Consider the following 17115-nt stretch of genomic DNA (forward strand, 5'->3'; position numbering starts at 1 on the left):
ATGCTTACAAAAGCAAAAATCAGAGAAATTTTATCCAACCGTATTGAAGAGCTGAGCTCTTCCAATCTTCCTCATTTTTTACTACTGAGCGATATAAAAAAAGCTTCAAAAAGAGTAGTTAACGCAATTAAAAATAAAGAAAAAATAGTTGTTGTCGGTGATTATGATGTTGACGGTGTTAGCAGTAGTGCTATAATGAAACTTTTTTTTGAAAAAATAAAATTTGATATAGAAGTCGTAATACCAGACAGGTTCAAAGACGGATACGGTTTGACTCCTGGACTTCTTGAAAGAATTGAAGCGGATTTGATTATTACCGTAGATAACGGTATTACGAGTTTTGAAGCGGCGGAAATATGTAAGCAAAAAAGGGTTGATTTAATTATAACAGACCACCATACGCCTTTAATAATGGACAAAGTAAAATGTAATATGGAAAATGAAGAAAGATTTAAACTTCCGGATGCGTATGCAATTATTAATCCCAAAACATCACCCGATTTTCCTTTTAAAGAGATATGCGGTGCCGAGGTTGCATGGTATCTGTGTGCGGCTATAAAATCAGAAATGAAATTAAAGATAGATTTGAGAGAATTTACCGACATTTTGGCAATAGCGATTATTGCGGATGTTATGCCGCTTACGCATATGAATAGAACTCTTGTAAATATGGGACTTAAACGCTTGAATAAAGCTGTAAAGCCGTTTTCAAAAGCTTTAAAAAGATTTTTTAATAAAGATTTCAAAGCCGAAGATATTGCTTTTCAGATAGCACCGAGATTGAATGCAGCCGGAAGAATGTTTCATGCAGGTGTGGCTTATGAGTTTTTAATCAGTAAAAACGAACAAAAAGCTTTTGATTTATTGATGGAACTTGATGGACTTAATAATTTAAGAAAAGAGACGGAAAAAGAGGCAGTTGAATCTATTGAAGAAATTACGGATGATTTTATCATTGTAAAAGGCGATTTTCACGAAGGTGTTGTCGGAATAATTGCGAGCAGGCTTGTACATAAATATAAAAAACCGGCAATTGTTTTTTGTGAAAATAACGGAATTTTAAAGGGAAGTGGCAGGAGCCTTGGTAATATCGATATTTTTTCTTTGGTTAATGAATGTAAAGAACTTTTAGAAGGATTCGGCGGGCATAAAATGGCATGCGGGCTTTCTTTAAAAGAGGAAAATTTTGAAGAATTAAAAAAAGTTCTCAATAATAAAATTTCCAAATATTCGAAAGACGATTTTTTTATAGAGGATTATGTATTGGGTGAGCTGCCTTTTAAGGAGATAGATATTGAGCTTTTAGATATACTCCAGGAGTTTGAGCCTTTTGGTGAAGGAAATCCCAAACCTAAATTCATAGCAAACGCTAAAATAGAGCATGTCCAGAATTTAAAAGAAAATCATTTTAAGTTAATTCTTTCCCAAGACGATATTGTTTTACCTGCGGTGATTTTCAGGTTTGAAGGTGAGTTTAAAGATAGTTTATATTTTAAATTTAGTATTAATGAAAACAGTTACTACGGCAGAAGTGTTCAATTAATGATTGAGGAGATATTATGAAACATTCTATATTCAAGGCGTTAAATGATCAGGAAGTTGAAGAAATATTGCCTTATTTTGAAGAAAAGCATATAGCAAAAGACACTTTTATTGTGAAAGAAGGTGAGTATTCCGATACCGCTTTTTTACTTGTAGATGGTGAAGTTTCGGTGATTAAAGAAACAATATATAAAGATGATTATATTGTAACGGATATTAAAGCAGGCGGTGATGAGTTTTTTGGAGAAGTTAATTTAATAGACAGAGGGCTTGTAACATCTACTATTAAAGCTAAAAGTGACTGTGAAATTTTACAAATATCCCATAATGATTTTATTAATATGATGGATGAAAAACCTACAATTGCAGTAAAATTATTATGGGTGATCGCTTATGATATTTCTAAACATTTAAGAAAAGCCGATAGTGACGTTATTACTCTTTTTAACGCATTTGTAGAAGTTGTTGAGAATGATTGAGATATAAAAGTTGCAAGAATGTTGATTGAAATACAAAGAATGTTTAATAACGGAGAGATATGAAAGAGATTCTTACAAAAGACGGCTCTTTTACATTGAAAAGTGAAAAATACGACGAATGTTACCATTCAAGCGAAGGTGCTTATACCGAGAGTTTGTATAAACACGTACTTCCCGGTTTTAAAGCAGCTGAGCAGTTTGATTTTTACGGAGGGGAAATTAGAATATTGGATATATGTTTTGGTCTTGGATATAACACGTTGACGGCAATACTTCACAAACCGGAAAATGTAAAACTTAAAATATTTTCTCCTGAGCTTGATGCTGATTTATTAAAATCTCTTAAAAGTTTTAAATATCCGGACGAATTTAAAACTCTGTTGAACATAATCAATGAAATTAGTGAAAATTTATATTATAAATCCGATGATATAGAAATAGAAGTGTTTGTGGGCGACGCAAGAGAATATATAAAACGTCTTTCTAATATTCATATTGTATATCAAGATGCCTTCTCACCCAAAGTGAATCAGGAGCTATGGACGTTTGAGTATTTTACTGATATATCAAATATATTGAATGAAAGTGGTATAATTACTACATACAGCGTTGCAACGCCGGTTAGATGCTCATTTTATAAACTCGGAATGAATATTTACACTCATCCGTATGAAAATATAAGAAAAGGAACGATAGCGTCATTTGCTGAATTACCTTTTGTTAAAGTTGATTTTGAAGAAAAATTAAAACGTGTAAAATGTAAAACATATTAAAAGAGAGGATATGGTTAAAAGGTTTTTTAAATGCGAGTTTTAACACTATTTATTTTATTTGTTTTGTTTTTACATGCGCAAAACCTTATAGAACCTATCCCAGAATATATAAAATACAATAAGCAAAAGGCGGAACTTGGAAAGTTTTTATTTTTTGACACTATATTGTCTAAAGATAAAACCGTTAGTTGCGCCAGTTGTCATAATCCGGCCGAGGGTTGGGCGGACAGCAGGAAAGTCTCAATAGGTGTCTCAGGTAAAAAGGGCAGGATACAGTCGCCGACGGTTTTAAATGCCGTATTTAATTTTAGACAGTTTTGGAACGGACGCGCAAAAGATTTAAAAGAGCAAATTAATGGGCCGGTGCATAATTCGGTAGAAATGAATGTAAATGAAAAAATAGTTGAAAAAAGATTAAATCAAAACAGGTTTTATAAAAATTTATTTAAAAAAGTTTATCATACAAATAAAATAACTTATGACATGGTAGTTGATGCGATAGCTGAGTTTGAAAAAACATTGATAACTCCTAATAGTAAATTTGATTTGTATTTAAAAGGAAAAATAAAACTCACTCCATTAGAGGAGAAAGGGTATGTGTTGTTTAAAAAATATGGATGTGTTACGTGTCATAACGGAGTAAATGTAGGTGGCAACTCATTCCAGAAAATGGGGACAATTTTCCCAATTAAAGAGTGTATAGGAGACAGATACGAAATATCTCATGCAAAATTTGATAAATGTATATATAAGGTACCCACTCTTAGAAACGTGGAACTGACCGCTCCTTATTTTCATGACGGAAGTGCAAAAACGCTTGAAAAAGCTGTTGAAAAAATGGCTTATAATAATCTTGGTTTTAAAATAAATAAAGAAGACGCAAAAGCCATTGTGGCTTTTTTAAAAACATTAACAGGTAAAATTCCAAAAATTAAAATAATGAGAAAAGAATGAATACCAAGAGTATTTTGAAAATGAAATCGGCATGGATATTCATTGTCGGTATAATTTTAATATTATTTATTTTTGAATTTAATAATTATACGAGATCGTATTATATTCAAAACAACAAAATCCAAAAATCATTTAATAAAATAAAAAATAATGAGCTTTTACTTAATTATAATGTATTAATTACAAGTTTATATATGTATCGTAATAATGACTTGCTTATTGAATCAATTGATAAACTGAACAGAAGTATCGATGCACTTATCCAAAATAAATATTTTAAAGAAAATTACGGATATGTTTATAAAGAGTTTTTAGATTATAAGAAACTTATAGATATAAAAGTCGAACTTGTATATGAATTTCAAACATTAAACTCGGCATTAAAAAACTCAACAATGTATTTGGCGTCTTTATTAAATAATTTACCTAAATTAAATATATATAAAATCAAACACGGGGTTAATATTAATAAATTTGAAAAAAATATTAAATATTCCCAAAAGGTTATTGAAGTAGTCTCAAGTATATTTTTGGCAAAAAACAGTTTTGATGAAGATTTTATTAAAAAACTTGATATTGGTTTTTTTGAAAAATTTACTACGAACGATCCTGAAATTAAAAAATTCAACGAAGTCTTTTTGGCTCATTTAAAAATATATAAAAGATTTTTCCCTAAATTAATATTCACATTGAAAAATATTACCGATAATAGGTCATTGACCCTTTTAGATAAAATTTACGATAATTATTTTTATATTATGAATAGTAAACTCGGAATAATCAAGTGGGTTTCATATGCTCTTATTGGTTTTATCATTGCAGCAGAAATAATTATTTTCTTTTTATTAAACAGGTTGGAAAAAGAGTATATTTCGTTACAAAGAGTAAATAATGAGCTAAGGCTTACTTATATAACCGATAAACTTACCGGATTATACAATAGAAATAAGTTCGACGACGATGTAAAATCATTAAACAAACCGGTGCTGGTTTTAATAAATATAGACAGATTTAAACACATTAACGATTATTACGGTTCTAAAATCGGTGATAAAGTATTAAAAAAAGTAGCAAAAGTGTTACAGACCACAATTCCGGTTATAAATGCCAATTTATACAGGCTGGGAGCTGACGATTTCGGAATAATGTATGAGTATGAAAATTATCCCAATGTTCAAACTCTTGCAAGGAAAATTATTGAATTTTTTGAGAAAAATGAAATAGAAATAGATAACATTAAAATTAATATTTCGGTTAGTATAGGAATAAGTACCAAGCAGCCTCTTTTAGAAAATGCTGACATAGCATTAAAACAGATAAAAAAATCTTTCAGAAAAAAAATAATGATATATGAAGAAAATATGAACGTAAGGGATGAAATTAAGCAAAACATCGAAAAAAGTAAAATATTATATCATGCCATTAAAGATGGAAGAATAGAGCCTTATTTTCAACCGATAGTAGACACAAACACAACTAAAATAACCAAATATGAAGTATTGGCAAGATTGATTCATCCAAACGGGGTTGTGGAATCGATTTTTCCATATTTGCAAATTGCTAAAGATAACAAACTTTACGGAGATATTACAAAAATTATAATGAAAAAAACCTACGATAAGGTTATTAAAAAAGAAGTTGATTTTAATATAAATATTTCGATTGAAGACATATTGGATACCAGTATTATTAAACAAATGTATCATTTGTATCTCAAGAATAAAGCTCTTTCTAAAAGAACGACATTCGAAATTTTAGAAAGTGAAGCTGTAGAAGATTATAATGAAATCAGAAAGTTTTTAGAAAGAGTCAAATATTACGGTGCAAGTATAGCTATTGATGATTTTGGTAGCGGATATTCTAATTTTGAGCATTTAATAAATCTTAATGTCGATTTTATAAAAATTGACGGTTCTTTAATAAAACAGCTTCCTTCAAATCCTGATGCATATAAAATTGTAAAAGTAATTACGGATTTTGCAAAAGAAATAGATATCAAAACAGTGGCAGAATTTGTAATAGATCAAAAAACGTATGAAATGGTGAGAAAATTAGGGATTAATTACGCACAAGGTTTTTATTTTTATGAACCGAGATCTAATTGTATGACATAATTTTTACATTTTTATAAAAAATATTACATAAATGTGACAAATTTAACAATAATTTAATGTTTGTGATTTATAATTCTAATCCCCCCCCTTTTTCATCCTTTCTCCTTTTTAGATTAACTAAAAAGAGATATTGACGAAATGATCGATTTCGCCTTTGACGATGATAGCATCGATACAAAAGGCGGAATCGATTCTATTTTGCTTAATAAAATATTCAGCAGAACGTATTATTCTTTTTAATTTTGATGGCGTAATGTTAAATATTGGTTCAAAAGTTGTACCGCTTTTAACTTCAATAAAATGAAAAACATCGTCTTTAAATGCAATGATATCGATCTCTCCAAATTTAGTGTAAAAATTTCTTTCAACTATTTTATAGCCTTTTTGTTTTAAATATTCACATGCTTTCTCTTCAGCAATATTTCCCTTTTTACGTGTATTCATTAAAAATCTTTATATGCTCTTGAGGTATTTTGGCTATTTTGCCATTTTTAATATAAGCAACGTTTACTTCTAATACAAAAATTTTTTTATTTTCTTTATATATTTCTTGAAGAATGTTGATTCTGATTTTTGTGTAATTTAATATTTTTGTTTGTATTTCAATTATATCTCCAAGTTTTGCGGATGAGATATATTTGGCTTTTAAATCTGTCACCACGTAACCATCATTTTCAAAAAAAATATTATTTTGAAAAAATATTTCGCTTCTCGCTTGTTCGCAAAATTTTATGTATTCCGTATGGTAAACTATTCCTCCCGCATCTGTTGAATCGTAATATATTCTTTTTTTCATTCTAATCCTTTCAATGATATAATTCTATCAAAAAGGCTTTGTTTGTATGATGTAATAATATTAGGTGCCGGCGCAAGCGGACTTTTTCTTTCTGATTTTTTAAAAAACCAAAAAATTTTAATAATTGAGCACAATTCGTCAATAGGAGAAAAAATAAAAGTAAGCGGGGGAGGAAAGTGTAATATTACAAATAAAGACGTTTCTTATAAAAATTATTATCCTGAAAGTGAATTTGTAAGAAATACACTTGTTAAATGTTCCAATAAAGATCTTTTAAAATGGATTAAACAAAAAGGTCTAAAAGTTTATGAATTAAAACCGGGTCAATATTTTTTTAATTCTTCAAAAGAAATATTGAATGTTCTAAAGCCCAATTGTAAAATTATCTATAACTGCGAGGTTTTAGATGTAAATGAAGGCTTTGAAGTTATCACATCTAAAGGAATTTTTAAAGCTAAAAATGTTGTTGTTGCATTAGGAGGCAAAAGTTTTAAAAAGCTGGGCGCCAGTGAAAAAGGATATGAAATAGCTAAAAAATTCGGACATAAAATTTCACCTATTAAACCGGCACTTGTTGGTTTTACCATACAGCCAAAGGAATCTTGGTTTAAACGTTTAAGCGGTATTAGTGTAATGGCAGACGTGTATGTTAAAAATAAAAAGTTTTCCCAAAACATACTTTTTTCTCATAAGGGAATTACGGGACCCGCAATTCTAAATGCGTCACTATATTGGGATAAAGGGAAGATTAAAATAGATTTTTTAAGAGGTAAAAAAGTTAAAGATCATTTAAAAAACAAACATAAACAGATAATATCACAGCTTCCGTTTCCTAAAAATTTTACAAAAGAGTTTTTAAAAAGTGTGGGGATTGAAGATAAAAAAGTAATGTTTTTAAAAAATCAAGAATGGGATAGATTAAAGCTTTTAGAAAATTATGAATTTGCACCTGCCGGAACATTCGGTTTTGAAAGGGCTGAAGTAACAAAAGGTGGAGTGGTTACCGATGAAATAAGTGAAAACATGGAGTCTAAGATAGTTAAAGGGCTATATTTTGTTGGTGAAGTGCTTGATGTGACGGGAGAACTTGGTGGATATAATTTTCAGTGGGCTTTTAGCAGTTCTTATTCTGCTTTTTTAGGTTTAAGTTTATAATGTTCAAGTTTTAAAGTCAGATCGATATTTTCTTTGTTTTTTATAAAATCAATAGGAAAATAAATTCTAAGAACAGATTTGTAATTTTTTAATGAATCTATTAAGTCATAAAAATTTTTCGGAGATTTTATTTTAGATTTCATAATATATGTAGTTTTAATAAAATCATCTTGGTACACAGTGGAATTTACCTCTTTTATAGAAGAAATACTCATGTATTTAGAAGCGAACATTTTGAAGTTGTCTGCATTAAAATCGCGTTTTAACGCATTTAGTATTTTTCTATTGGAGTTTTGTAATTTTTTTAATTCCGTTAGTTTTTCTTTATATTCTTTTGTTGTTATATCTAAAGTGTATTTTGTTTGATAGTATTCTTTTTTTGAGCTTTTGAAAGCATGTATTGCCGGTGATATTACAAATGCAATAAATAATAGGGTAAGTAAAATAAAAAGGGTAAAAAACAGAAAGTTTTTAATAACATCAATTCCGTATATTTTTACTTTCGGTAATCTAAAAGAAATATTCGGCTTTTTCATTGTTTTTCTTTCAGGTAATTTTCGGATTTGAATTTGTACCATCCGTTACTCATTTGATAAAAATAAGTTTTTGTTTCAGTAAAAATAGATTCAAGAGGAGGAAGCATTAACATATTATAAATGTCTTGCGTAGGGGTTATACCGTAAATTATCAGTTTATTTTTATCAAATGAAATACTGCTTAAAGTAATAGGATCCGGAATTAAGTCAAGCAGATTTTTAATACTATCTTTCATTAAAGAGTTTTTAACCATTATGTCTTCATAAAGTGTTTTTTGTTTGTAAATGAATTGTTTTTCTGAATCAATTTTGGCGAGTTTTTGCTTTAATGAAACAATTTCTTTGTTAAAAGAATTTATATCTTTATTGTAAAGTATTGTTTTGATTTCCAAAAATAGAGCAAAAGAAATGTATAATATAATTGAAATTCCGATAAATATCAGCCAAAGTTTGGTGTCTTCTTTTATTAATGGTTTTTGTTTAGGTTTAGTGAAACTATACATTTTTCCTGCTTATTTCATTAATTATTTTTAATATGTCTATTTTATTGACGTTGCTTTCAATAAAGATTTCATCATTTATCATTTCGGTAATATTTTCTTCTAAACCAATAGTATCAAAAATAAAAATTTTTTCAATAAAGTCACTACCGTTTTCATAATATTCTTTTAAAGCGGTTTTAATATGATCAACAATTTTGTATTCAATATTAAGGTTTTCAATATTTTCAGGTTCTTCAATTTCTGGTTCGTCTATATTTTCAATATCTTCATCAAGAGTTTCGTCAAAATCTTCAACTATGTCCATGTCACTGATGTCTTCTATATCTTCTTCTTCATTTATCGGCTCTTCATTAATATCGAAAATATCAGCGAAAACCGGTATATGATCTTTATATATTAAAATATATGAAAAATCTTTCATGGATAAAATGTATAAAGAATTGTGTCTTAGCGATGATTTATAATCAATTATTGCAAAAACAGAATATAAAAAGTCAATAAACGGATAATCTTTTTTAATTTCCATTAATTCATAAAGAGTAGTATAAAACGAGTATTTATTGTTTATACATACAGATTTTATATTTTCAAGGTCAATTCCTAATTCTTTGTAATAATGTTTGTCACAAGAAGGTACAACTCCCTGGTTTTGTGATTCGATAATAGTTGAAACATATGTTTGTGGATTGTCTTCAATAACAGAATCAATATAGTTTTTCAAATCTTTTTTGTTGTCAAATTCTTTAATTTCGCTAAATAAAAGTTTGTTTTTTTTATATTGTTCATTTAAAAGTTTGTATATATCGTCTTCTTTATAAAATGCTATTAGGTTCGGTTTGAATAATATTTTTTTCAAGAACATAGCGGATGAGCCTTAAGATAGTTTTGAAGTTTTAAAGAATTACTTAGTTTTGTATATATTTGTGTGGTAGAAATAAATTCATGTCCCAACAGTTCACTTACATCGTTTATTCTGGCACCGTTTTGAAGCATGTATGTTGCAAAAGAGTGTCTTAACTGATGAGGTGTTACGTGTATACCGTGTTTTTTAAAAGCTCTTTGAATCAGATATCTTATTTTATCAGCTCCTAAAGGAACTCCTTCTTTTTCAAAAAGATATTCTTTTTTTGGATGAATTTCAAGATATTTATTTATAAAGTCTTTTAGTTTGGGATGAACAGGAAGAAGTCTTGTTTTTGCTCCTTTACCTCTTATTTCAATCCAGTCTCCTTTAATGTCGGAAAGTGTAATGCCGGCTGCTTCACTTATTCTGAGTCCTAAAGAAAATATTGTTATAATTGCCAAATACTCATCCATTGTCGCTGATTTTAAAGCTTTTTTGATATGTTCCATGCTTACGGGTTTCGGAAGTGTTTTAGGTACTTTTATATGTTCATCGCCTATTATTTTAAATTTATGTCCTTCGGTTTCTAAAAATTCGAAAAAACTTCTGAGGGCTGAAACTTTTTTGGCAATGGTTTTTTTGTTAAGTTCGGCTATATGAAGTCTGTAGGGAGTAATGTTTATAATATTGTTTTCGATTTCAATAAAATTAATCGCTTCATTTAAGACAGTTTCGTATGTTTTATATGTGTTGTGTGATTTTGTTTTTTTAACAAAATTAAGAAATTTATTAATTTCTTTTTGCAAAAACTTTTTCATATATCTCTTTTGCCTTTTCGTATTCTTTTTTAGCTTTTTCTTTCAAATCTTTACTTATTAATAGTGAAGGTTTTAAATTTTTATATTCGTCTAATAGAATTTCAAGCATTATTTTTACTTTTTGACGCTCTTTGTCCGTTAAATTTTTTTTGTTTGCGATTTGTTCGATTTTTTTGAAATATTTATTTGCGTCAATAAGAAAATTTTCCCATTCTTTTGCTATTTGAGATTGTGTATATACCGTAAAAGCCATTCTATTGTACGGATCTAATATATAAGCTTCTTTTGCTTTTTCATATGCTTTATTATATTCTCCGTTTTCGAAATAATACCTTGCCTCCAATGAAAGGCGGTACGAATCGTTTAACATAAAATAAAGCACAAATCCGATAATAATTATACCAAGAAAAAAGAGTAACTTTTTTATATTACTTCCCCCTTTAGAGTATGTTTGTTGGCTTCGGTTATTTTAACATCGACAATTTCGCCTAAGTATTTATTTGTTTCGGGTATTTTTACTGTGAAAAAATTATCACTTTTACCGCTTCCAGGTTCATCAATCAGTACTTTGTAAATTTTTCCAATCTGGTTTTTTGCAATTTCATCCAATATTTCGCCGTGTCTTGATTGAAGTCTGTATAATCTTTCTTTTGCAATATTTTTATCCACTTGGTTTGGCATTTCTGCAGCTTCGGTAAGAGGTCTCGGGGAATATACGAAGCTGAAAATCTGTTCGAACCTTACTTTTTCAAGCACATCCATAGTGTGTTCGAAATCTTCTTCGCTTTCACCCGGAAAGCCTACGATAATATCCGTCGTAATGCTGACATCCGGAATCTGTCTTATAATTTCACATCTGTTTAAAAACCATTCTTTTGTATATCCTCTTCTCATGGCTTTAAGTATTTCGCTACTTCCGCTTTGAAGAGGAAAATGAATATGTTTGCAAATTTTAGGGTTGTTTGCGAATTCATCTAAAAATCTGTCGTCGGCATGAAGCGGGTGAGGTGAAGTGAATCTTATTCTTTCTATTCCGTCAATTTTACTGACTTCTTTTAAAAGATCCGTAAAATCAACCTTAGGGTGTTCAACACTGAATCTTTTTCCGTAATTGTTTACGTTTTGTCCAAGAAGAGTTATCTCTTTTACGCCTTCTTTTGCTAATTTTTCAATTTGTTTAATTATTAAATCCATTGGAATTGAAAGTTCTTTTCCTCTTGTTTTCGGAACTATGCAGAATGAGCATTTTTTATCGCATCCCACCATAATGTTTACGAAATCTTTATAAGGGTTTTTTCTTGTATTTTTAAAAATATATGTGGTGTCGTCATAATTAATATCTGTAATCACAGCTTTAGGGGTGTTTAACGCTTCTTTTATGCGGCTTACGTTTCTTGCTCCCAAAACAAAACTGACAAAAGGTGCCCTTTTTATAATTTCCTTACCCATATGGCTGGCGGTGCAACCGCACACGCCGAATTTCGCATTCGGGTTTTTCTTTTTAAGAGCACCGAGTTCGGAAAAAAGTTTTTGAACCGGTTTTTCTCTTACTGAGCATGTATTAAGGAGTATTAGTTCCGCATCTTCGGGGTTTTGTGTAGTTTCATATTCATCTGAAAGTTCCGCAATAATATGTTCGGAGTCTTTAACGTTCATCTGACATCCGAACGTTTCGATATAGAGTTTTTTCAAGTTTGGCCTTAAATTATGTGAAGTTCATACATGTAAGCGCCTTCATCAAGGCCGAATTTCACTTCTCTGAAATATACAGAGTATCCGTCGTTTTCAAGTTTGTCTATTAGATCTTTAAGATCTTTGTATGATGTGTCTTTATGAAAATAAAAAAATGAATTAGGTTTAATCTCTTTTAAAAACTCTTCGTATGTTTTTTCTATGATGTTGTTATCAGTGCTGATAAGTTTTAACGTCATTGTAATCCTTTTATTATTATTTTAGCAAAAATTTTTGTAAAATTATAACTAAAAAAGTGGGTAGTATGTAGTGAGTCAGTTAGTTGTTGTTGTTAAATATTTTTTAACTGTTTAAAACCCACTGCCGAATACAAACTAAAAAAAGGAAAATCGTGGAAAAAGTATTGGATTTATTATCATTAGTGGCTAATGAAAAAGGGCTCGATTTTGATGAAGTAAAAGAAGCGTTTAAACGCTCAATCATAAAAACCGCAAAAAAGGTTTTAGGAGATATCGACGTAGAAGTTGATATTGAAAACGGAGAGCTTAAAATTTATCAGATTTTTGAAGTGAGAAACGACGATGTTGCACTCGAAGAGCCTGAGAAATATTTTTATCTTGACGAAGCGAGGGAGTTTGATCCTAATGCCCAAATCGGTGACAAATTAAAAGTAGAGCTTGATTTGGGTAAACTCGGAAGAAGCGGGGCAATGGCTCTTCAAAGAGAATTTGAGAGAGAAATCACCAGACTTCTTGAAAACGAAATTTACAGAAAGCTTATCTCAAAACTAAATACGATAGTAAGCGGTGAGGTTGTAAAAGTAGATTCTGAAGAAAACACTTGGGTAGAACTTGAAGGTGTTAAAGGTGTTCTTCCTATGAGAAACAGAATCAAAGGTGAAAAATTCGAAGTCGGTGATGTAATGAAAGCTCTTTTAAAATATGTTCATTTTGATACAAATAGAGGTATTACAATAGAGCTTAGCAGAACAAACCCTAAATTTTTAGAAAAACTTATAGAATCTGCGGTGCCGGAAGTTAGAGACGGGATTATAAAAATACATACGAGTGCAAGAATTCCGGGCGTAAGAAGCAAAGTTGCCGTAAGCTCTCTAAATCCGAAAGTAGAACCGATCGGAACAATAATAGGTAAAAACGGAGTAAGAATCAATTCTGTTTCAAACGAACTTAACGGAGAAAATATAGACGTAATCGAATATTCTCCAAAGCCTGAAATTTTTATAGCACGTGCGCTTTCTCCGGCAATCGTTAAAAACGTACAGGTTGATGAGGACAAAGCTTTGGCGGTTGTAGAGGTTGATCCGGATCAAAAAGCGAAAGCAATCGGTAAAAACGGTATAAACATTACACTTGCGGGTATGCTTACAAAATACAAAATCGAACTAAAAGACGCTGAAGAAAAATCAAAAGATACAAGTAAATTAGAAAACTTGTTTAAAATATAAGGAAATTAATGCGTTATTTTTATGTTTCTTTTATAATTGCCGCAATAGGCTTGATTCTTTCTTTTTTTATCGATGGTTGGAGTGCGGTTTATTTAACTTCTATTTTAGCTATATTAGAAGTTTCCCTATCTTTTGATAATGCTGTAGTTAATGCCAAAATTTTAAAAGATATGGATAAAATTTGGGAGAAGAGATTTCTTACTTGGGGAATGGTGATAGCTGTTTTCGGTATGAGGTTTATATTTCCTATACTGATTGTTGCTGTTGCGGCAAATTTAGGAGTTGTAGAAACTTTAAATATCGCTATTAACCATCCTGAACAGTATCATGAGGTATTATTAAAAAGCGAAAATCTGATTTATGCATTTGGGGGAGCTTTTTTATGGCTTGTGTTTACCGACTTTTTATTTGAACATAAAGAGATCAGATGGATCAAACCTGTTGAAAGATATGCCGAAAAATTAGGACGTGTGAACAATATTTCGTTAATCGTAGCTACAGTTATAGGAATAATAGTTATTTATGATTCAAAATCGTATGAAATTGGAATCGCCTATCTTTTAGGAATGCTTACGTATTCTCTTCTTAACGGTATTAATGAAGCTTTTGCGGTTGAAGGTGCTAAAAACGGACTGATGGGCTTTTTATACCTTGAAATATTAGACGCAAGTTTCAGTTTTGACGGCGTAATAGGAGCGTTTGCAATTACAGGGAATATCTTTATTATTATGATAGGTCTCGGAATAGGTGCGATGTTTGTAAGAAGCCTTACAATCTGGATGGTTGAAAAAGGTGTGCTAAGCGAATATAAGTACCTTGAGCACGGAGCCCATTATGCAATAGGGGTACTTGCCGTTATTATGCTTTTGAAAATATTTATGCATATAGGGGAAGTTTTAACCGGTACGATAGGTTTGGGATTATTGGCGATAGCTTTTTTACATTCAAAATATGAAAATCAGTAAATTATTTTTATTTCTTCTTGTAAGTTTATTCCAAAGTTTTCATAAACTCTTTTTTTTGCCTCTTTTATTAAACAAATCATATCATCAAATGTACCTTCTCCGATATTCACAAAAAAATTTGCATGTATTTCACTTACTTTCATACCACCTTTAATCATGCCTTTCATACCTACTGCTTCTATAAGTCTTCCTGCATAATCATTTTGTGGGTTTTTAAACACACTCCCTAAACTTGGATCTTTCGGCTGATTTTGTCTAAGTTTTTTCAGTTTAAGATCAAGTTCAAAATCAAAGCCTTCTTTAAGTTCGAAAACAGCTTCAAAAATCGGTTCATTTATATCGGAATATCTGTAATTAAATTCGAACTCTTTTTTTTCTTTTAATCCGTTTAGGGTTTTAAGAGCTAAAAGTCTGTTTGAAATTTCGTATTCTTTCACACCTGCATTCATTTTAACACTTCCGCCGATCGTTCCGGGCAGTTTGCTTAAAAACTCGAAACCACCGATATTATTTTTTTTGCAGAAATTATAAAATACTTGGTTGTTTGTTTTAGCCCCTACGTACAAATAACCGTTTTTTATTTCTATAAATTTATATTTGTCGTCCAAAACACCCAGATTGTCTGCATTCGGTGAGATGAGGGTGTTTGTGGCGCGGCCTATTAAAAATTCACCGTCGTAATTATTTTCATTTATCAGTTTTACTGAAGTTTTGGGACCGATTTTTATACTTGAGAGTTTTGAGAGGTCTATTGTTTTATATCCCATTTTTTATCTTAAAAATGTAGGTATCAGTTTAAAAACGTAAGTGGTAAAATCTATCATTTCATTTAACATCCAAGGCATTGTGAAAATTAAAATTACCGCAATGGCCAGAATTTTAGGTACGAAACTGAGTGTCATTTCATTAATTTGTGTTGTGGCCTGGAAAATTGAAATTAAAAGCCCCACTATCATACCCACAAGAAGTGCCGGAAGTGCAAGTAATAAGGCTAATTTTAACGTTTGAACCGCAAGTGCGATTATTTCAGATTGCAATATTTACTCCTAATACTTTCATAACGGCTTCATCAACCTTTTTCATTTCGTTTTCGGTTAATTTGGTAACAAGCCCTTTTGAAAAAATTATTTTCCCTGTTGATATTATACCAATTGCAGTAGCGACTATTTCACTGTCTTTACTCATTAAATCTCTTTTTTTAATAAAAATTCTATAATCACCTCCTAAAATTTGTCCCGAAAGAGGCAACACTACTACGGTATGATATATATCTTCAGTACAAGCTTTATTTAAATAATCGTTTTGGTATATTAAAAAAGGTCTGGTTTTAGCACTATTTGTAAGTTTGGCGAAATAAATTTCACCCCTTTTAAATTCAGGGACTTTTTCACCTTTAAACTCACCTTCAAAAAATTCGGTATAACTTGCTCTTTGTGTTCTTGGTTTGCATTTAAGACTTAATTCATTTCTTTTAAGCCATTCTACAAAATTTTCGTGTTTCATCTTTATATCCGTAAAATTAGCTTTTCATTCTCAATTCTTTATATCTTTTCGGAATCATATATTCCCTTATATCTTTCATAGTAGGAAGTAGTCCCGCTTTATTACCTATTTCATATAATTTATTTATTGCGTTTATCTGCTCATCGTCAAGGGTGATTGATTTATCATTAGCATAAAGAGAAAGATATTTGTCGAGAACCTTATCGTTAACTCTTACAAGATTTCTTTCCATAAGCATTTTTGCAAGTAAACTTTTGTGTTTATTAGCAATATCTACGGCTTTAGTTAATATTTCTTCTATTTCTATAGCATCCAATAAAGGTATGGAGCGTCTTATTGCCATTCCACCAAGCGGCAAAGGGATTTCTCCTGCAAGTTCACACCACACGTCCCATAATTCTTTTTCGACTTCAAGTCTTTCGTCATATGTTAAAATACTTTCATGAATTAACAGCCCGGCGTCAACTTCACCGTTTAATACGGCATCTTCTATTTCAAGAAAATTTTTATAAACTATTCTTGCTTTAGGATAAGCTATTTTAAAAATAAGAGCATTTGTAGTATATTCTCCGCTTAAAGCCACTTTGAAATTCGGTTTAAGTTTTTTGTCTTTTAATTTCACTAATTTCGGGCCGTAACCGTAGCCGAAACTAATTGCTGTCCTAAGCAGGGCATATTCATCCTTAATAAAAGGATACGCTCCGAAACTGATGGCACTTACGTCATAAATGTTTTTAATTGTTTTTTGGTTTAGTGTTTCTATATCTTCTGCAATATTTTTAAAATTGTATTTCTTTTTTTGTTTTGAGTTTGGTAAACCGTTTCCATTTGTAACCCAACCGAATTTGATAGCATAATACATAAATATATCATCGGCGTCGGGAGAGTGTGCAATAGTGAAATCTTTCATAAATTTTACACCTTTTTTTGAAAATTATAACATATTAGAGGGTTTTGTTTGTTTGAGCGTATTATT

General features: G+C 30.3%; 21 protein-coding genes. 8 read left to right on the plus strand and 13 right to left on the minus strand.

Annotated elements, in window-relative coordinates; genetic code table 11:
- From recJ to NAMH_RS08915, 5 genes are read left to right on the plus strand one after another with little or no spacing between them, the layout of a single operon-like run.
- Positions 1-1563 (plus strand): single-stranded-DNA-specific exonuclease RecJ, encoded by a 1563-nt coding sequence (gene recJ / locus NAMH_RS01260; protein ID WP_012663971.1) that lies wholly within the window; start codon positions 1-3, stop codon positions 1561-1563.
- Positions 1560-2021, plus strand: a complete 462-nt coding sequence (locus NAMH_RS01265) for a Crp/Fnr family transcriptional regulator (RefSeq protein WP_015902829.1) — start codon at positions 1560-1562, stop codon at positions 2019-2021. Before recJ ends, NAMH_RS01265 begins: the two co-directional genes overlap by 4 nt.
- Before the next feature lie 59 nt (positions 2022-2080).
- On the plus strand, positions 2081-2794 hold the full coding sequence (locus NAMH_RS01270) for a tRNA (5-methylaminomethyl-2-thiouridine)(34)-methyltransferase MnmD (protein WP_012663969.1): 714 nt from the start codon (positions 2081-2083) through the stop codon (positions 2792-2794).
- Between the two features lie 30 nt (positions 2795-2824).
- A complete protein-coding gene (locus NAMH_RS01275) occupies positions 2825-3748 on the plus strand; it encodes a cytochrome-c peroxidase (RefSeq protein ID WP_015902789.1) in 924 nt (307 codons plus the stop codon).
- The gene (locus NAMH_RS08915) at positions 3745-5862 is read left to right on the plus strand and encodes an EAL domain-containing protein (protein ID WP_012663882.1); all 2118 of its coding nucleotides are present in this window, start codon (positions 3745-3747) and stop codon (positions 5860-5862) included. Before NAMH_RS01275 ends, NAMH_RS08915 begins: the two co-directional genes overlap by 4 nt.
- A gap of 117 nt (positions 5863-5979) precedes the next feature.
- Here NAMH_RS08915 and NAMH_RS01285 read toward each other — a convergent pair whose 3' ends face one another.
- Together NAMH_RS01285 and NAMH_RS01290 are read right to left on the minus strand one after the other, a co-directional pair.
- Positions 5980-6306: a YraN family protein gene (locus NAMH_RS01285; RefSeq protein ID WP_015902082.1), complete on the minus strand. Its 327-nt coding sequence runs from the start codon at positions 6304-6306 to the stop codon at positions 5980-5982.
- On the minus strand, positions 6293-6658 hold the full coding sequence (locus NAMH_RS01290; RefSeq protein WP_012663638.1) for an acyl-CoA thioesterase: 366 nt from the start codon (positions 6656-6658) through the stop codon (positions 6293-6295). The genes NAMH_RS01285 and NAMH_RS01290 overlap by 14 nt, the downstream gene beginning before the upstream one ends.
- Positions 6659-6700: 42 nt before the next feature.
- Between NAMH_RS01290 and NAMH_RS01295 the strand changes: the two genes are divergently transcribed.
- On the plus strand, positions 6701-7813 hold the full coding sequence (locus NAMH_RS01295; RefSeq protein WP_012663785.1) for a BaiN/RdsA family NAD(P)/FAD-dependent oxidoreductase: 1113 nt from the start codon (positions 6701-6703) through the stop codon (positions 7811-7813).
- Here NAMH_RS01295 and NAMH_RS01300 read toward each other — a convergent pair.
- The 7 genes from NAMH_RS01300 to NAMH_RS01330 are packed head-to-tail and all read right to left on the minus strand — an operon-like array spanning position 7783 to position 12445.
- Positions 7783-8349, minus strand: coding sequence for a hypothetical protein (locus NAMH_RS01300; protein WP_015902305.1), 567 nt, complete (start codon positions 8347-8349; stop codon positions 7783-7785). The two genes, NAMH_RS01295 and NAMH_RS01300, sit on opposite strands and share 31 nt — an antisense overlap.
- Positions 8346-8852 (minus strand): hypothetical protein, encoded by a 507-nt coding sequence (locus NAMH_RS01305; RefSeq protein WP_012664027.1) that lies wholly within the window; start codon positions 8850-8852, stop codon positions 8346-8348. The genes NAMH_RS01300 and NAMH_RS01305 overlap by 4 nt, the downstream gene beginning before the upstream one ends.
- Positions 8845-9714: a hypothetical protein gene (locus NAMH_RS01310; protein WP_015902234.1), complete on the minus strand. Its 870-nt coding sequence runs from the start codon at positions 9712-9714 to the stop codon at positions 8845-8847. The genes NAMH_RS01305 and NAMH_RS01310 overlap by 8 nt, the downstream gene beginning before the upstream one ends.
- Positions 9705-10514 carry a tyrosine-type recombinase/integrase gene (locus NAMH_RS01315; protein ID WP_015901912.1) on the minus strand — a complete coding sequence of 270 codons (810 nt, stop codon included), beginning with the start codon at positions 10512-10514 and terminating at the stop codon, positions 9705-9707. Before NAMH_RS01315 ends, NAMH_RS01310 begins: the two co-directional genes overlap by 10 nt.
- Positions 10486-10884: a hypothetical protein gene (locus NAMH_RS01320; RefSeq protein ID WP_012663562.1), complete on the minus strand. Its 399-nt coding sequence runs from the start codon at positions 10882-10884 to the stop codon at positions 10486-10488. The genes NAMH_RS01315 and NAMH_RS01320 overlap by 29 nt, the downstream gene beginning before the upstream one ends.
- Before the next feature lie 53 nt (positions 10885-10937).
- Positions 10938-12206 carry a tRNA (N6-isopentenyl adenosine(37)-C2)-methylthiotransferase MiaB gene (gene miaB, locus NAMH_RS01325; protein WP_012663511.1) on the minus strand — a complete coding sequence of 423 codons (1269 nt, stop codon included), beginning with the start codon at positions 12204-12206 and terminating at the stop codon, positions 10938-10940.
- A gap of 8 nt (positions 12207-12214) precedes the next feature.
- Positions 12215-12445, minus strand: a complete 231-nt coding sequence (locus tag NAMH_RS01330; protein WP_015902014.1) for an HP0268 family nuclease — start codon at positions 12443-12445, stop codon at positions 12215-12217.
- Positions 12446-12597: 152 nt separating this feature from the next.
- Between NAMH_RS01330 and nusA the strand changes: the two genes are divergently transcribed.
- Both nusA and NAMH_RS01340 read left to right on the plus strand, forming a co-directional pair.
- Positions 12598-13671, plus strand: a complete 1074-nt coding sequence (nusA, locus tag NAMH_RS01335) for a transcription termination factor NusA (RefSeq protein WP_015902562.1) — start codon at positions 12598-12600, stop codon at positions 13669-13671.
- 8 nt (positions 13672-13679) lie between these two features.
- The gene (locus tag NAMH_RS01340) at positions 13680-14636 is read left to right on the plus strand and encodes a DUF475 domain-containing protein (protein WP_012663923.1); all 957 of its coding nucleotides are present in this window, start codon (positions 13680-13682) and stop codon (positions 14634-14636) included.
- Here NAMH_RS01340 and NAMH_RS01345 read toward each other — a convergent pair.
- From NAMH_RS01345 to NAMH_RS01360, 4 genes are read right to left on the minus strand one after another with little or no spacing between them, the layout of a single operon-like run.
- Positions 14630-15403 (minus strand): UDP-N-acetylmuramate dehydrogenase, encoded by a 774-nt coding sequence (locus NAMH_RS01345; RefSeq protein ID WP_015902418.1) that lies wholly within the window; start codon positions 15401-15403, stop codon positions 14630-14632. The two genes, NAMH_RS01340 and NAMH_RS01345, sit on opposite strands and share 7 nt — an antisense overlap.
- Positions 15404-15406: 3 nt before the next feature.
- On the minus strand, positions 15407-15673 hold the full coding sequence (fliQ, locus tag NAMH_RS01350) for a flagellar biosynthesis protein FliQ (protein ID WP_015902534.1): 267 nt from the start codon (positions 15671-15673) through the stop codon (positions 15407-15409).
- A complete protein-coding gene (locus NAMH_RS01355; protein WP_015901846.1) occupies positions 15663-16139 on the minus strand; it encodes a type II toxin-antitoxin system PemK/MazF family toxin in 477 nt (158 codons plus the stop codon). The genes fliQ and NAMH_RS01355 overlap by 11 nt, the downstream gene beginning before the upstream one ends.
- 16 nt (positions 16140-16155) lie before the next feature.
- Entirely contained in the window at positions 16156-17049 is an 894-nt protein-coding gene (locus tag NAMH_RS01360; RefSeq protein WP_015902143.1) for a menaquinone biosynthesis family protein, read from the minus strand.
- Positions 17050-17115 lie beyond the last annotated feature (66 nt).

It is taken from the genome of Nautilia profundicola AmH (assembly GCF_000021725.1).
Lineage (GTDB): Bacteria > Campylobacterota > Campylobacteria > Campylobacterales > Nautiliaceae > Nautilia > Nautilia profundicola.

Bases quoted from the DNA above. Each gene is read 5' to 3' on its own strand.
- recJ (WP_012663971.1), top strand. From the start codon at position 1: ATGCTTACAAAAGCAAAAATCAGAGAAATTTTATCCAACCGTATTGAA.
- NAMH_RS01265 (WP_015902829.1), top strand. From the start codon at position 1,560: ATGAAACATTCTATATTCAAGGCGTTAAATGATCAGGAAGTTGAAGAA.
- NAMH_RS01270 (WP_012663969.1), top strand. From the start codon at position 2,081: ATGAAAGAGATTCTTACAAAAGACGGCTCTTTTACATTGAAAAGTGAA.
- NAMH_RS01275 (WP_015902789.1), top strand. From the start codon at position 2,825: ATGCGAGTTTTAACACTATTTATTTTATTTGTTTTGTTTTTACATGCG.
- NAMH_RS08915 (WP_012663882.1), top strand. From the start codon at position 3,745: ATGAATACCAAGAGTATTTTGAAAATGAAATCGGCATGGATATTCATT.
- NAMH_RS01285 (WP_015902082.1), bottom strand. From the start codon at position 6,306: ATGAATACACGTAAAAAGGGAAATATTGCTGAAGAGAAAGCATGTGAA.
- NAMH_RS01290 (WP_012663638.1), bottom strand. From the start codon at position 6,658: ATGAAAAAAAGAATATATTACGATTCAACAGATGCGGGAGGAATAGTT.
- NAMH_RS01300 (WP_015902305.1), bottom strand. From the start codon at position 8,349: ATGAAAAAGCCGAATATTTCTTTTAGATTACCGAAAGTAAAAATATAC.
- NAMH_RS01305 (WP_012664027.1), bottom strand. From the start codon at position 8,852: ATGTATAGTTTCACTAAACCTAAACAAAAACCATTAATAAAAGAAGAC.
- NAMH_RS01310 (WP_015902234.1), bottom strand. From the start codon at position 9,714: ATGTTCTTGAAAAAAATATTATTCAAACCGAACCTAATAGCATTTTAT.
- NAMH_RS01315 (WP_015901912.1), bottom strand. From the start codon at position 10,514: ATGAAAAAGTTTTTGCAAAAAGAAATTAATAAATTTCTTAATTTTGTT.
- NAMH_RS01320 (WP_012663562.1), bottom strand. From the start codon at position 10,884: ATGTTAAACGATTCGTACCGCCTTTCATTGGAGGCAAGGTATTATTTC.
- NAMH_RS01330 (WP_015902014.1), bottom strand. From the start codon at position 12,445: ATGACGTTAAAACTTATCAGCACTGATAACAACATCATAGAAAAAACA.
- NAMH_RS01340 (WP_012663923.1), top strand. From the start codon at position 13,680: ATGCGTTATTTTTATGTTTCTTTTATAATTGCCGCAATAGGCTTGATT.
- NAMH_RS01345 (WP_015902418.1), bottom strand. From the start codon at position 15,403: ATGGGATATAAAACAATAGACCTCTCAAAACTCTCAAGTATAAAAATC.
- NAMH_RS01355 (WP_015901846.1), bottom strand. From the start codon at position 16,139: ATGAAACACGAAAATTTTGTAGAATGGCTTAAAAGAAATGAATTAAGT.
- NAMH_RS01360 (WP_015902143.1), bottom strand. From the start codon at position 17,049: ATGAAAGATTTCACTATTGCACACTCTCCCGACGCCGATGATATATTT.